The organism is Teredinibacter purpureus (assembly GCF_014217335.1).
Lineage (GTDB): Bacteria > Pseudomonadota > Gammaproteobacteria > Pseudomonadales > Cellvibrionaceae > Teredinibacter > Teredinibacter purpureus.
Genome location: NZ_CP060092.1, coordinates 4208844 through 4224410 on the forward strand (window position 1 = coordinate 4208844; position 15567 = coordinate 4224410).

Consider the following 15567-nt stretch of genomic DNA (forward strand, 5'->3'; position numbering starts at 1 on the left):
CCAACTGAAAACCAAACACCATTCCCTGATATCTCGCATCGGCTAACCCCCTTTACTGAGGGAAACCGTACCATTCTTGTACAAGAATTCGAGATGGAAAACCAATACACATTACGCGGTATCACCAACTTATTTTGCCATTAATTGAACGGTATTTAACAACTCTCGTTTTTTATTGTGAAACAGATTTAATCCGAGCGGCGAGATTTTTAGCTATCACTGACGCAGATGTGCCGTACGCATACTGCTCCACAATAGCCCCGGAAGGATCTAACAAGTAAGTTGATGATGAATGGCTGATTTCGTAATCCTGTGACTGCCGAGATGGCAACTTTGTTACTAGCACTTTAAATTCATAGTTGGCTTTTTTAATGTCATCAGCCGAGCCATAAAGCGCTGTCATCGCAGGGTGAAACGCCTCTGCAAACACTTTCAAAGCTGCAGCATCAGCCCTCTGGCTATCCACCGAAACAAATACCGGCACTACCTGCTTTTCGGCAATTTGGCCCAACATGTTTAATGCTTGGGCCATCGCCGACAAGCTAACGGGGCAAGTATGCTGACAATGCCGGTAGCCGAAAAACACAAGATGAAACTTCCCAATAAAAGCTGCTTCAGTAACATTAGCTCCGCCGGTATTCAGCAAAGAGAAAACAGGCGATTTAGCCAATGGCGAAGGGCTCCACAACACCACCGTTAGTAACAATAAAAGACAGCCAGCGGGCGAACAATTGATTCGCATATAAAAACCTCGTAAATAGCCTTTATAAAAATGGCGGTATAACGCCCGCCATCTCACCTTAAATACCGCATTTTTTATGCAGGCAGGATTACAAATTACTTTTAAAATAATGGTCGTAAGGATTTCCCGAATATTGAGTATTTAAAGCCGCATCATTCTGATCAACATCCTGCAAATAACAGATTTGCTCATTACGATTAAAATCAACACTCTTGCACCATGATAATGGCGAGCAAAGCGCCTGGCATTCTGCCAAAGGCGTGTCATAGTGCGTTTCAATGTTATGCCCCGGAATGCCCGCATTCGCAATTTCCGCCCAACCATACATAGACGCTAATCGTGGCTCATAAAAATAATGGTCATAGGGGTCGCCAGCGTAGTCTCGCTTTAACTCATCAACATCTTCTTCTGCTACAGGCTGCAGGAAACACACTTCAGTATCCCGTTCAAAATCGATACTTTTACACCACCCGCGATCTATACATGCCGATTGGCACGACGGTAAATCAGTATTCGCCATTATTTCCTGATTGTGCCCTGAAATACCCGCATTAAGGGCAACACCAAAACCCTCTGGCGTATGACGAGGCATATAAGAAAAGTGGTCGTACGGGTTCCCGCTATAATCATTTTTTAAACTAACATCTTGCTCTGCAACAGGCTGTAAATAACAAACGCCACTATCGCGCGCGAAATCAGCACTCTTACACCATGATCTATCGACGCACGCCTGTTTACAGCTCTCTGAATACTGGTCGTACAGTATTTCTTCATTGTAGCCAGGAATTCCCGCATTCTCGGTGATCTCGAATTCCGCATCGCCATCAATTTTCATAATCGACGCAATGGATGGCACACCGTGTTCATCAAACACAAAGAGCATATAAAAGCCCGGCGTAGCCAAATTTGGGTTAGACGGCGCACGAAACGAAATAGTCTGCCCGCTTGCTGTAAAGCTAGGTTTCAGTATTCGCTGTTCGACATTATAAGAATGCGTTACCGAACCCATTTTCACTAATGAGATAGCACTCATACTGACCGCATTCTCCACGCCTATACTAATCATCTCACCGTAATCTGCCAGTTCTGGCGCAGTATTGATAACGGGCCGTACGGCGGCACTACCATCTTCCTGAAATAAATAAGGCGGGCTATACACTTCACCATTATGCTGGATAAACGGCCCACTAAGACCTCCTCCGGCGGTTAACACTCTTGCGTCGGGTAATAAAATGGCTATTGAATGATAAAGGCGTGCATGGACGGCTGACGCGCCCGAACTCCATTGCCCTGTCTGCGGGTCCCAAATTTCGACGGCGTTATAAATAGGGGTTACCAAATCGACCTCGCCCACGTCCTTACCGTGACCGTTTCGCTCGCTACCGCCAGTAGCCAATACTTTGCCATCCGCCAATAAGGTTAATGTGAGCCATTTTCGCGCACCGTTAAGCGGTGATGTAGCGGTTACTAAAGGTTGGCGACCATTAAAATCAATAATCACAGCCTCGTTATTTTTAGCCGATACGTGCAGCGCCTTACCCGGCGCAAACATAACGGTACTGGAATACCATTCGCTATGCTCCAATACACCTACCGATTCGACATAACCCTCTCCATCGGGCCAGATATTATACATTTCACCCGCCGTGTAATCCCGGCTAGAGCCTCCGTCTGAAGCCCCGAAACCGAATATTCTGCCATCAGGTGCAACAAAATTTCGTGGGTACCAATAATCATAATTTTCAGTATCGATGGCCGTTTTTAAAATATACTCGCCGTCACGCGTGAGTATTTCAGGGTGTGCTTCACCGCCCTTTCCGCCTTGAATAAAAATATCGCCATTGGGAAGCATGCTAGGCGTCGCATACCAGCGAGGAAGCTGCATACGCGTACCTTCGCTAATATCATAAAGGCCTTCAGGATCAGAAGAGGGGCGAATAATCGTGGTAGCATCTGTTTCCCGGTTATCGTTTTTATCAACCGGGTTACTGTCACTTTCCGGCGTATAGGTATCCCCTCCCGCAATTAGCATATCGCCACTATCCGGGAGTAGTATTTGTGCGCTGCAGAATAAATCGGTTGATGTTGTGTTCTCGAGCGTCATATGAGAAAGATCGCCCAAATCAAGTGCGGGGTCCCACACATCATATAAGAACTGACCCGTTCGGCCGCGGCCGCCTCTATCAGTTCCGTCAATAACGTCGCCATCAGAACCGTAAGTAACAACACGACCATCAGGTAGCAATGCCGCGTGAATGGCCACGAAAGGCCAATCACCTACATCAGACCACTGACCATCTACATTATTGGCTTCTACAGGCATGGAAAGCAGCGCGGTGAGCACCGCTATTTTATGCATAATATTCATCGATATTCTTCCTTTAAATACAGAGTTTTTCCCTAGACACTAAATTTTTAACGGAGAGTGAAAAAATAATTTACAACATTACGAAGCATCAATAACGAAAACTTATCACTCTTAAATAACACGCCAATATACAAACAATAGGCGGTCAATTTAGACTCGTAACGCCACAGGGATAAATCTTTCATTACTGTAGCGTCAATCGAGAGGCCGTGATTATACCGACAAGCGACAAGATATTTCACTCCTCTACAGCTTTCGATTGCCTCATTTTCTTTTCTACTCTCATTTAAAACAACAACAAACCTTAATGTTCATTTAAGCAGCAATAACATTAACGTTGTGCGTATACATTCGATGAAATACAGAATAAGGAAATAATGTCGACATTATTGCACTATCGAAAGATGCCGTGCTACAACTTCACCGCTTCATGTACCTATACTTTAAATAAAAAACATCGCGGCTTCAGAGTAACCGCTCAAACTTTTTACCTACACGCCATATTTAACTCGCCGTAATAGGTGGCTTTTAGCTTTTTTGCCACTTCCATATAATTTAACGTATCTGGCAGACCTAAAGCTTGGTGATAATGTGCACCTCGGTAAAAAGCTGTATCTATCACCATCAGAGCATCATAGCCAAATGACCAATAGTTTAGATGATCGGAAAAATCGATGCCGGCCAGCGAAGCAGGAGCGAACAACGCATTAACGTCAACATTGGAATAAAACATATGTTTTTGCCATGTGGACATTAATTTACGGCTCGCCACACTACTGACAACCCCAATAAAGTTTCCCTTATCAAGATAAAACAATTTAAAAAAATTAGCAGGGTATTACTGCGGCCCAGCCGCAACAGAATAAAAACCAATCATCTCGAGGGAAATAAAAGCAAAAAATAAATGTCGGAACCATAACAACTATAAAAGAACGAAAGAGCTTAATACGAACTAACATTATTAACTCCCACCAAATTCACGACAGAAAAAAACGAACAATATAGTGTTTTTTATAACCATCGACTAACCCGATTGCTATAACGAAGAAAGGCATCACCAAAATTTTTCCTAAGGGCTTGCTCTTCGGGCTTAATCTGATACTCGTTCATATAGACAACAAACCCTACGATACTCAGCAACGAAAAAGGTGACGCTAAAGCGATGCAAAACGCTATTAAGCACATTGCAAAACCAACATACATTGGATTTCTCGAAAATCGGTAAACACCGAAAACAACCAACGCTGAAGCCTTCTTAGGGTTTAAAGGATCGACCGTTGTTTTTGATTTTCGAAAAGACCAGACTCCTGCCATACAAAAAACACCTCCTACTAACAAAATAATAGCCGAGACAATATTTTTAAACCGCCCACCGAACTCTATCGACGGCGTGCACCACGATATAGCCCAAGACAAGCCCAAAAATAGGGCTAGAACAATCACAGGTGGCACTCTATTTTTCAACATGCTCAACATTCCTCTGCCCAAAAAAGATAAAACCAGAAGCGTTACTGTATACGATACACGTTAACTCAGACAGCATAGCCTTTCACCTACAGTATGATTTCAGTCGTCACTATTGTTTTAACGGAGTTCGCGATAAAACACTGATTATGGGACTGGTGGTGCATTAACTCGATATCCTTTCTCGTTGGTTGTCTATCGCCGGCGAAACTCACCTTTGGCCGAAGCGTAACCCTTGTCATGGACATTCTTCCCGTATTATCTTCTTCCATAACACCCATTGCTTTATCGTCATATTGATTCACCACGAATCGTCTCTTGGCTGCAATCGATAAAAAAAATAGCATATGGCAACTGGATAGAGAGGCAACGAAAGCTTCTTCCGGATCAACATTCTCTGCAACTGATAACGGTAGCGGTACTATATGAGGTGACGACGACGCAGGCACGCAAGCCCCACCATCAAACTCCCACGTATGGCCGCGACTATACGCATTGTCGATATACCGCTCACTCTCCGCTCTTTTCCACTTAATGTTTGCACAATACTCCACTACCCCTCTCCCCCGTTTAAAAAAATAATTTAGCGCGACGCAGGTCTGTCAAACAGTCGCATACATGAAAACTTATTACCGAAACGGCAACACTCATTCCACCAACAATTTTATTAGACCACGCAGACAAAACATTAAAACTACATGCATTTTTTAATAACCCACGAGCGGTCGTAAAAAACGCGATCACTGCACTTCGACAATGACAACCAGAGTGATGTAGCGATTAGTTAAACTCTCTACGACTCTCGCTACGTTTAACGTAAAAAAGCAGACCTATCCCTTCGAATAGAAAGGGTATTAAAGCGCTATTTGCTATTTGCTATTTGCTATTTGCTATTTGTTTTACTTTCAAAAACTCTAAAAAAATTGCGCACCAAATACTAAACAAAGAATTACGCGTAGCGCCAGAATATATTCCTGTTCTCGTCCACTGATATAGAGAAACAAGAAGAACAAAGCGTATAAGGTAGGAAAAAGACTTATAAAATTGTACAAGATGCCGCGGTAAAGCATCGTTTTTTTGTAATCACAATGCCCAACGGCAATGTTATAGGCGTTGCATCAACCAAGATGCCAGACATGATTGCCAGACAAAAATGAGCCTATACCAATGGATTGAGATACCTTAAAACGGAAAAAGGTCAACATTTCAAATAAAATGATCCGATCAAAACAGCCTTTTTTAATTACGTTTTGTAGGTATAGCAATACCACTCAACCTTATTCGTATTGAGTGAATCGTACAGAATTTGAGCGCTGATATTGTCGGGAGCCGTTAGCCATTGCATTCTCACCGCACCATTCTCTTTTGCGTATGCACGGCAATGCTCTATCAACGCACGCCCAACACCCTTCCCTCTATGCTCTGGCACTACAAACAAGTCATTCAGCACTGCAACTTTACGGATAATTGTAGAAGTAAAACTAAAATAGACTGTTGCAAAGCCAACCACTTGACCTGACATACGGCATAGGAATTGGCAGCCAGCAGAATTCGACTCACCAAACTGTGAAAAAAATTCCTCATTGTTTTGGTCAGAAACGTTGGTATTGTAAAATTCTTGATACGCCCGAATGAGAGGCAAAACGTCTGCAAGGTTCCTTGCTGATACGGACTCTAGTTTGCCATCGTTCAATTCCATACGTCATACCCCCCGGCTGCTCTGCTATAAAGCAAAATAATTCTCATTAATTTTCGTATAGCTCCAAAGGGAGGTTGTCAGGATCACTAAAAAAAGTATATTTTTTCCCGGTAAACTCATCAATACGAATATCCTCAACAGACACCCCCTTCTTTCGTAAAGATTCAACAACGTCATTAATGGAATCCACACTAAAAGCAATGTGTCGAAGGCCTTGCGCCTCAGGGCGATTCACTCTGAGAGGCGGGTCTGGAAACGAGAACAGCTCCAACTGACTACCGTCAGGCAGCTTCAGGTCGAGCTTATAGGAACCTTTATCGCGCCGATAATTCTCCGCTATAATCTCCAACCCCAAGACAGAAACGTAAAAGTCTTTCGAAACTTTATAATCAGAGCAAATTATTGCGGCGTGATGAACCCCATTTAGCATTTATTAATCCTACCCGTTCGAAACTAAAGTTAACAAAAAAAATTTACTCACAATCGGCTAAATCAAACGTGGTAAAAATTCTGCCTAGTATCGGGCTAGGGTATTACTGCCATGTAATACCTAAACCTCTATTTTATACTGAAGGTCTTGCACTTCATCCCCGGTTATGCCTCGAAAGCCCCATTGGTGTGCAGGCTGTTCAGTAATAATGACTTCGATATCGACCGGAGAAATTTTTAGCTTTTTTTCAATCACTTCAAAAAGCGTTTTTATCAGCTTTTTTTGCGTCTCTTTCTTGCGACCTGCCATCATATTAATCTCGATAACCGTGTAAGCGTCACTTCGCCCTGCAGGATAGAAAAAATCATCCTTATTCATAGGAATAAAGCGGTGAGCCCGTTTATTTTCCGGAAAACCTAATACCTCCTGCATACACTCCTGAATAACATCCGATAGAGACTTTTTTATAGGATTAAGGTTTTCTTTGATGCCGTAGATTACGATCATAATGAGTTCTAGATTTTATTTATCGCTTAATTTTAGTGCGACTGATGGCCGCACACCTTAGTCCAACCTATTCTTTTAATGGCGTAATGCTCTGAAGCTCAGCTAGATCAATATTAAATTTTTCCAATAAGTTTTCCCATGCCCTCTCCCAGGCACGAAAATGCATAGAGCGATTGTTGATCTTTCCATTTCGAGGCGCCACTAAAAGATCACCCTCAATCATCGCAACCACACCGCGCGACGGCGTATCGGTAAGCACGATTTGATATTGCAGGGTCGCAATTTGTTCAACTGATTGTTTGCCTACCGTAGCCAAGGACGTATCCCGAAAGGCCCTGGGCATAACTTCTTTCGCTATGATTTGAACTGCCAGAACCGACTTCCCGCCTTTATCGGTAAGTAGCAATGGGCTTTTCCCCGAAAACTCTAACGCCGCGAGTTCTAAAAAACGCTCATTTATTGCTGGCATATCTTTTTCGGCAAACGATTTCCAGTTTCGACGAATTTTATATCGAGCACGGTCGGAAATAACTAGCTCTTTGGTATTGATCGGCAATACTATAATTTGATCATATTTAGAGAAATCTATGGTTTTATTCACAATGAACCGATGAAAATTCCCGCCCGACCACACAGAGAAAATATTTTCCGCTGTATTTTCGTTGCCGGCATAGGAAGCAGGAGCCACCCCTATTACTAGACTTAGCACAAACAACAAAATACCAATGCTATGCAAACGATATAGTCTGTTTCCGACACCCAACGTTCCACAAAATTTGCTCATATTATTCATACTCCTTATTTATTATAAATTTTGTAAACTGAACTTATCCAATATCCAACCTGTACAAAACAACATTCTAACGACGCAAGAGACCTCAAGCTAGTCGATAGGATAATTTGAAAACGCGAAATGGACGCTATTGGCGCCAAAATTGGCCGTTACAGCACTGCTAATACTTTTAGTTAACATATAGATTAAGACGTAAACGATGGCAGCCACGGTGAAAACAAATTGATGCCCACGCCACCGCGAGGATGTATTACCATAAAAACCAGTATAGTTGCGACCATAGGCAGCACTTCTATTATAACTTTTTTGTATAAGGCAATACCTTCCAACACTCCCTCTAGGCTTCGCCCTATTGGACGCTGTATTAAATAATACAGAAAATATTCTTCAAGCACACAAACGACCACGAAGTTCACAGCCGAAAATAAGGCAATATCCTATAATGTTTTAGCGTGGAAAGAGCTAGGGGCACAAACAGGTAGATTAAAAGACATGAGTGACACTACAGCAGGTAGTTTATTAGCACCGCTAATTTTCACGAGAGTTTTATTTTTATACAACAAGAAGAGACCCTACTAAAGGCCTCCCCTCAACGCGTTCCGCAGGGATAACCAACAACAATAGCCGCGCCCCTTTTTAGAGAAAGGTAACTCGCTATAACACACGGTTTATTGTGTTTTACTCAAAATATGCACGGTTTTATCCATGCTTGCAGGTTTATCGTCAATAAACTTAAATTTATTCCAGGCCAATCGAATCACATCGTTGTTGTGCAAACGCTGCCGGCCCTCAATACGTAAATCATTGACATAAGTACCGTTGGTACTTCCAGCATCCTCAACATAGTATTCTTTATAATCGGGAAAGTATTCGTTTAGCGTTTGAAACACTCGTGTATGCGTAGCGCTTACAGCGCTATCGTCGATAACAATTGCATTATCCAGGTGTCGACCAAGCGTAATCGTGTCGCTCGCCAATGCATGTTTATGCACAATTACGTCATCAACCAGTTGCGCTAATATTGCCATATTTAATTCCTATCGATCATTATTCGTTTTTTTTCGGCAACACTATTAGACGTAGCCCATTTTTCGCGCTTCGCTGGCAAAGTCACGCTTTATTGCTTTCTTTAATACTATCGCCAATTCGCCGGAACTTTCGTATCGCTCATCGGCATCTTTTTGTAAGCATTGATTGATTATTCGCGAGGCACTAGCCGGTAAATCTTTACGTATTGTTCGCACACCCTTGTGCTTACCGTGAATAATTTCGTAGGTAAGGCTTGCAAGGTTATCACCTACAAACGGTAACCTGCCGGTTAATAATTGATAAAACGTAACCCCAAGACTAAACACGTCAGCAGAATGATTGACCCGTTTCCCTTTTAGTTGCTCGGGCGACATATACAGCGGGCTACCTAATATTTCCCCTGTACTCGTTTTGGAGTCATCTACAAGGCGTGCTATTCCAAAGTCGGTCACTTTCACCTGATACGGCGATGGGTTGTACATTATATTACCGGGCTTAATATCACGATGTACAATGTGGCTTCCATGAGCATACTCAAGTGCCGCGGCCACGTCTGCCATAATTCTGTACACCTCAAACACTGGCAAGAGATTACCTTCATCGACAAAAGTGCTCAGGGGGCTTCCCTCTACATAATCCATCGCAATAAAAGCGAGATCTGCTTCGTCTCCCACATCATATACCGACACAATATTGGGATGGTTCAACCGGCCAGCGGCTTCCGCCTCCCGAAAAAATCGCGTCTTAATGCCCTCTAGCTGGGACGATTGGAACTGACTATACGTAAGCGTTTTAACTGCCACCAGCCTTGCAATACGGGGGTCATAACCAAGATAGACAGTCCCCATGGCGCCTCGCCCCAACTCTCGCCGAATCTGGTAACGCCCCATTACGGGCCGCTCAATATCATCTTGTTCAAGAACTACGGTGGTATCGATAGCGGCGCTATTTTTACTCTCGTCTCGCGATGGTGCAGCCAACATTGACTGCATAACTTTGATTTTCTGCTCTACATCGCGAAAACCACGCTTTTTGAGTGTTATTTGCTGCAAAATATCGATAGAAGAACGGTACTGTCGCTTTGCAGCATAGGCATTTGCAAGCTCATAATATTGTTGCAATATGGGCGCACTGTTTGAGCAACCATTCAGTACGGCCGGCACTTCTGCCAGTTGACCCTGCCCGATTAAACCCGAGGCAAGTACAACGCCCGCCTCATCAACCTTTTGTAAAAGAAAGTTCATACGGCTATCCTGACCACGCCAGACTCTCACGAGAACAAAACCCGCCAGCAACCAGGCAGATTGTGCAGCTAGAGGCAACCATACGCCTTGACCCACCACCAAGACCACTTGGGCACCCCATAGACACAAAAATACTAATAGAACCGTTAACGCACTCGACATAGCCGAAAGCCGAGCAACGACAAATACTAGCAGTAGCGTAATGGCTAGACTAATAACACTCCCCACAAGAACAAACCACCAAGGCTCAAATACAGTCTGGTTATTCAGTAAACTGTAGGTTGCTGTGGCATATCCACGAACATGGGGCGAAGAGTTTGCAGCTATAAAAACATGGTCGGGAAACGCCCCACGCGCTAAGCCTTCTTCTAACGACATAACATTAAACAAAGGCGCTAACCGCGGAGCCGCAACATTAAATGCAAGGTAACGACCTGAAGCCGATGTTGGTATCAGCTTACTCCCCAAAATTAATCCCTTATCCGGCTGCCAATAGAACGACGGGGAATTGCCATCATTGACGCCTCCCATCGATTTCGCTGCGGCAAGAAGAAAGTAGGTGAGAAAATCACCGTAATAGGCACCATCATCTCCAACACCCATTAGATAACGCTCAGCGCCATTTACATGGAGTAATGGAAAGTGCTCTAGACCTGAGCGTGGTACCTGAGTATAGAGCTCATCCGTTTTGGTTCTTAAGGGTGGCCATAACCAAGCATGAAAAAAAGAAGGGATGCGATCAAGCCTGCTCGGCTGCTGTGGAATAGGTTTTTGGCCAGATTGAACGCCTAACCGGCTAGCGACCACTACGCGCTTATTGCTGAGCGTATCAATTAATAATTGTTTGCGATCGACGAGCGCTTCGGCTTCTTCAATGAGCGCAGAGTTTGTGCTACTGGCGACGATACGCTGCAATAAACCATCGGCAACACCTTCTCCTAAATCGACAGTACCCGGCAACAGTACCCCAACCGTTGCATTGGAGCTGTGCAAAATATTAGACAGCAACGCCCCAAGCTTTCCCGCACTATTAATATCCTGCTGCCATTGCAGCAATTCATCATCTGGTACGAGTACCAAGCCAATATTGGCACCGCCTTTAGGGGCCGCCACTAAGTAGCTGCTGATCGCAAAAAACTGTTGATTGATGCTGTTCAAGCCATTGGAAAATTGCGCGGGCATCAGTGTTAAGGCTAGCCCAATAGCAAGCACCCAGGCACGGAGGCTAAGGTTAGCGATTATTCCAAACAGTTTTTTGGCCAGCATGGGCAATGACTATTTAACACGTTATAGTTAAGTGTGCGTTGTGTTGTACCATTTGTATTGTACTCTTTGGTACTTTTATTGTGCTGCACCCCTATTCTGAGCTACTTCTTGCGCTAATAGCTCTGAGAGCACACCTACTCAGTGTAATAAACACCGGGTATCCAGCTCTTTTTTATTATTAAGGTACGCTCTAGATCTTGTGGCAAATTAGCGAGATACTCAAATTCGTGCGTCCCAATGGCTAGCGTCACACCAGGCCCTAACACCGTTTCATTTACACGCACGCCGTTCGCGAAGATACCATTCGTACTCGCAAGATCCACAACCCGCCAGCCGGCATCCATTTTTTCGATTTTCGCATGTTTGCCACTTACCGTTGGATCGTCCACTTTTATGGGGCAATCATTGCTGCGCCCAATTAAGGTCGATTCGCCCAGTTCATAGAGGGTAGCGGTAGTGCCATTAACTAAATGCCGCAGGTAAGCCATAGATTAAGCTCCATACAAAATAAGCAGGTTAGCCTAACAGGTGCTCACAGGAATTGGTATTAGGGGATATCAGAAGCGGGGCGCGATTCACATTCACAATACGGCGCCGAAAGTTACTTAGCGCGGCAGGAAAATACCGCAACAAGTGAGATTTAGTGGCGTACGGTATTCTCTAGTGTATTGACCAGCTCTCTAAAAGTATCGTGGTTTGTATCATTCATGGCCATTAACAAGCGGTGAGCTTCCAATACTCGTTCCTGAACAAGCTGCTCATCGTTGATGTCGTCACCAACCGCTAGAGGCTTCGCTTGCGTGCTGTTACCTGCGGCTATGGCGGCGGGGCCATCCAAGATATGAAAGATGTCCTCGAACCCCATCGACATCAATAAGCGGGTAATACTAGGGTTACTCGACACCACTGTAGGGTCATCAAAGCTCAGTGCACGGCCTTTAATCGAAATTTTGGCCATTAGGCCAAGTGTAGTGCTATCGATTGCCTGTGCATCGGACAAATCAAACACCACAGAGCAGAACCCCTTGGACTCAAACATCTTCTCGATAAAATCATCGAATGACAAGCAGAGCGTCAAACGCACGTCGCCTTCCATTTTGATTACGAATACGCCGTTATGCTCGGCGACTCTAATTTCTCCAGAACTCATACTTCTCTCGCTGATGAAGTTAGTGAACCTCTGATCTTCAATATAGCAATATCATCCGGAACTGTTTCAAGATTATTGAGATTAAGTACTTGGCACAGTTTTTCCACGCCCTCTCCCTTCGCCGGAGCAGCCGATAACTCCAGCTGGGAATCGGCAAGCTGTTGCAGTAAATAGCTTTCTTTTTCAATGAGTTGTGGTGGAGGCAACACCTCCAAAACACCATCCGAAAAAATGACTAAGCTGAAATCTTCGGGCAGCTGTAAGACACTCACATCCCACTCGCCATCTTCGAACATTCCTAGAGGTTTACCCTTGCCATTCACATATTCGGCGCGGGAACCTGCTAAGAGCACTGGTAGCGGCAAATGGCCAGCGACGACATAACGCATTTCATGAGTTTGAGTATCGATAATACCGACGAAGCAGGTGAGATGGCAGCCCACTCGCGAATTTAATATTTCTTTATTAATGAGTTTCATTAGACCGCTAGCATCACGCTGGAACGACTCTTCAGACTCAAATATGTGATGTTCTCTAAACACCCGGCTAACCAACTGTTTCAACCAAACCGTCACAAAAGCTGGCGCTGCACCATGGCCAGAAACGTCCGTTAGGTAAAACGCGAGATAACGCCCCCCACGAAGGCTGTAGTCAATAAAATCACCGCTCAAATACAGAGAGGGAATAATTTTATAGCTAACGTTCAAAGGCCCATATTGCTTAGGTGTTTTGGGCATAAGCTTACTTTGAACACTTCGCCCCGCTTTTTGGTCGTGCTCTAGCAAACGAACATTTTCGGCTAACTCGCCATTAAGTTGCTCAAGTTCATCACGGTATAACCTGTTTTCTGCCAACAACAGGCTTCTCTCTAAAGCACGATTAATTGAATGGACCAGAATTTCTATATCAACAAGAGGCTTAATCAAATAATCAGCGGCACCATGACGTAATGCTTCGACTACGTCGCGAACAACTCCCATACCAGACATGACGATCACGGGAATATTGGGAAAGTTTTGGTGCACATCTTTAAGCGTCGCCAAACTATCACGGTCTTTTTCGGGTTTACATAAGTCCGTAATGATAAGGTCGGGCACATTAAACTGCAGCCACGCCATTCCAGAAGCCGGATCACTTACTTCGTATACGTTAAACCCGGCGTTTGTGAGATATGCAACAATGCTCTTACGAACGATAGTGTCATCATCGATCACCAGCAGCTGTCGATTAGATTCTGCCATCTACTACCTGTAGAAATTTTGTTTATTTTTTTTTGAAGGGAAGATTCGTCACACTACTCCCATATTCGTGAGCGCGCAAGCTACCCAAACCCACATTTTTGCGCTAATGTTGCACATAAGTTGAACAGTTTGTTCGGCTCACAACCATAATAATTTTGCGGCTGCTTCAGCAGCTTGTACCTTCGATAATCAACCATTACATGAAGGAATTTCTTATGCATCTTGTCAGTAGAGACTATCAGGAAAAACGCAATTTTATCCGCATGAAAGTTGAAACTCCCATTACCATTAATCTCACCAGCCATGATGAAGCCCATCAAGGTGTGTGTATCGATTTAAGTGGTGGAGGTATGTTAGTAGAAGCACCAGCGGCTATACCCATAGGTACTATTGCGGACGTTTCAATTAAATCCGATCATGGGCATAGCCCTATGCTACAAGCACGCGTTGTGGTGAGGCGTGTTGAATCCCGACCGGATACCAAGATGCACCCTTGTTTACTCGGCATGGTAATTACATCGGTGCATACCGACGGCTAACGTCACTTTTTCGGTTAAAGGTTTTAACTACCGATTAACCCTATGCGCCGCACCCTAAAAAATGTGTTTAACAGTGATGTGGTATTGCGTCGCTGTTAACTCAAAGAATTAAGCCAGATTACCGCTCTTTACGATGACGGGATGTTTAGTTCGGCCAAATTCAGACTCTGTGATGAGCATTCACCACAGCGGAGCCGTTTCCTCTAAATTCAGCACTCTTCCCTGCAGTGCTCACCTTTAAAACAAACACCAACGGTTGTTGACTAAAAATCAAACGATTCTTCCCCGCCGTCGTTAAATCCACTGCCAAAATCATCTTCGACAAGGCCATCTTTCACAAGGTATTCCCGCCGCTGCATATAGGCATCGCGCACAAAGACGTACACATCACCGGACATCAACTCTTCCGTTTCTAAAAATCTCGAGCGAAGGTGCGTGCGATCAATTGAAAAAATAGCATAGCGCGCAGTATTCGATTTCAAATACGATACGGGGTTTAACTCCCAGTCCAAGGGCATGCCTATAGCTTCCGCTACAGTATAGGAACCTAGAAAGGGCAGCACTATGTAAGGCCCCTGAGGCAGCCCCCAACCCGACAAAGTTTGCCCAAAATCTTCGCGTTCGGTTTCTTCTAGCCCGGCATGTTTCGCAACATCGAATATACCCGCTATACCTACGGTCGAATTGATAACCAATCGGCTAGCGTCGGTACCCGCGGCTTTCCACTTCCATTGCAGCACATCATTAAAAACATCTCGTACTTCATTTAAATTGGAAAACACATTATCAATACCAGTTTCCATGGCATCTGGCGTTATTGCGATATAACCCACTGCGACTGGTTTAAGTAACCAACGGTCAAGCGTCATATTAAAATCAAAAACCGCACGATTATACTGCTCAAATGGATCAATACTGTCGTGCTGCCTCGTTTCGCTTGTGTTATCAGCAGCGCCTGCCGTCACAATCGTTTCATTATCCACTGCATTTGGCGCTTGAGATGTCGCGCAACCACACATTATCACCATGACGATATATAAAAACAGCGCCAAAAAACGCCCAAATCCCTTTCGGATGTTACTATTTTGTCTCATG

General features: G+C 44.2%; 16 protein-coding genes. 1 reads left to right on the plus strand and 15 read right to left on the minus strand.

The window, feature by feature from the left end; translation table 11 throughout:
• Positions 1–172: 172 nt before the first annotated feature.
• The 14 genes from H5647_RS18790 to H5647_RS18855 form a co-directional block, all read right to left on the minus strand.
• Positions 173–742 (minus strand): SCO family protein, encoded by a 570-nt coding sequence (locus tag H5647_RS18790; protein WP_052692199.1) that lies wholly within the window; start codon positions 740–742, stop codon positions 173–175.
• Between the two features lie 88 nt (positions 743–830).
• Positions 831–3110 carry a galactose oxidase-like domain-containing protein gene (locus H5647_RS18795; RefSeq protein ID WP_052692201.1) on the minus strand — a complete coding sequence of 760 codons (2280 nt, stop codon included), beginning with the start codon at positions 3108–3110 and terminating at the stop codon, positions 831–833.
• Positions 3111–3597: 487 nt separating this feature from the next.
• Entirely contained in the window at positions 3598–3843 is a 246-nt protein-coding gene (locus H5647_RS18800; protein ID WP_162926441.1) for a zinc-binding metallopeptidase family protein, read from the minus strand.
• 278 nt (positions 3844–4121) lie between these two features.
• Positions 4122–4577, minus strand: a complete 456-nt coding sequence (locus tag H5647_RS18805; protein WP_200911606.1) for a methyltransferase family protein — start codon at positions 4575–4577, stop codon at positions 4122–4124.
• A gap of 86 nt (positions 4578–4663) precedes the next feature.
• A complete protein-coding gene (locus H5647_RS18810; RefSeq protein ID WP_045860578.1) occupies positions 4664–5128 on the minus strand; it encodes an OsmC family protein in 465 nt (154 codons plus the stop codon).
• A 689-nt stretch (positions 5129–5817) separates the two neighbouring features.
• Positions 5818–6273, minus strand: coding sequence for a GNAT family N-acetyltransferase (locus H5647_RS18815; RefSeq protein ID WP_045860579.1), 456 nt, complete (start codon positions 6271–6273; stop codon positions 5818–5820).
• A gap of 46 nt (positions 6274–6319) precedes the next feature.
• Positions 6320–6703, minus strand: coding sequence for an SMU1112c/YaeR family gloxylase I-like metalloprotein (gene gloA2 / locus H5647_RS18820; protein WP_045860580.1), 384 nt, complete (start codon positions 6701–6703; stop codon positions 6320–6322).
• A gap of 120 nt (positions 6704–6823) precedes the next feature.
• Positions 6824–7210: a tautomerase family protein gene (locus tag H5647_RS18825; RefSeq protein WP_045860581.1), complete on the minus strand. Its 387-nt coding sequence runs from the start codon at positions 7208–7210 to the stop codon at positions 6824–6826.
• A 67-nt stretch (positions 7211–7277) separates the two neighbouring features.
• Positions 7278–7994 carry a hypothetical protein gene (locus H5647_RS18830; RefSeq protein ID WP_052692205.1) on the minus strand — a complete coding sequence of 239 codons (717 nt, stop codon included), beginning with the start codon at positions 7992–7994 and terminating at the stop codon, positions 7278–7280.
• A gap of 677 nt (positions 7995–8671) precedes the next feature.
• The gene (locus tag H5647_RS18835) at positions 8672–9031 is read right to left on the minus strand and encodes an FHA domain-containing protein (protein WP_045860583.1); all 360 of its coding nucleotides are present in this window, start codon (positions 9029–9031) and stop codon (positions 8672–8674) included.
• Between the two features lie 45 nt (positions 9032–9076).
• On the minus strand, positions 9077–11542 hold the full coding sequence (locus H5647_RS18840) for a serine/threonine-protein kinase (RefSeq protein WP_045860584.1): 2466 nt from the start codon (positions 11540–11542) through the stop codon (positions 9077–9079).
• Positions 11543–11676: 134 nt separating this feature from the next.
• Positions 11677–12030 (minus strand): FHA domain-containing protein, encoded by a 354-nt coding sequence (locus H5647_RS18845; RefSeq protein WP_045860585.1) that lies wholly within the window; start codon positions 12028–12030, stop codon positions 11677–11679.
• A 152-nt stretch (positions 12031–12182) separates the two neighbouring features.
• The gene (locus H5647_RS18850; RefSeq protein ID WP_045860586.1) at positions 12183–12692 is read right to left on the minus strand and encodes an STAS domain-containing protein; all 510 of its coding nucleotides are present in this window, start codon (positions 12690–12692) and stop codon (positions 12183–12185) included.
• Positions 12689–13933, minus strand: a complete 1245-nt coding sequence (locus H5647_RS18855; RefSeq protein ID WP_045860587.1) for a PP2C family protein-serine/threonine phosphatase — start codon at positions 13931–13933, stop codon at positions 12689–12691. Before H5647_RS18855 ends, H5647_RS18850 begins: the two co-directional genes overlap by 4 nt.
• Before the next feature lie 215 nt (positions 13934–14148).
• On the opposite strand from H5647_RS18855, the gene H5647_RS18860 reads away from it, so the two are divergent.
• The gene (locus tag H5647_RS18860; protein WP_045860588.1) at positions 14149–14472 is read left to right on the plus strand and encodes a PilZ domain-containing protein; all 324 of its coding nucleotides are present in this window, start codon (positions 14149–14151) and stop codon (positions 14470–14472) included.
• Between the two features lie 263 nt (positions 14473–14735).
• Here the strand turns inward: H5647_RS18860 and H5647_RS18865 are convergent, their stop codons facing one another.
• Positions 14736–15566 carry an MlaA family lipoprotein gene (locus tag H5647_RS18865; RefSeq protein WP_045861549.1) on the minus strand — a complete coding sequence of 277 codons (831 nt, stop codon included), beginning with the start codon at positions 15564–15566 and terminating at the stop codon, positions 14736–14738.
• Between the last annotated feature and the right edge of the window lies 1 nt (position 15567).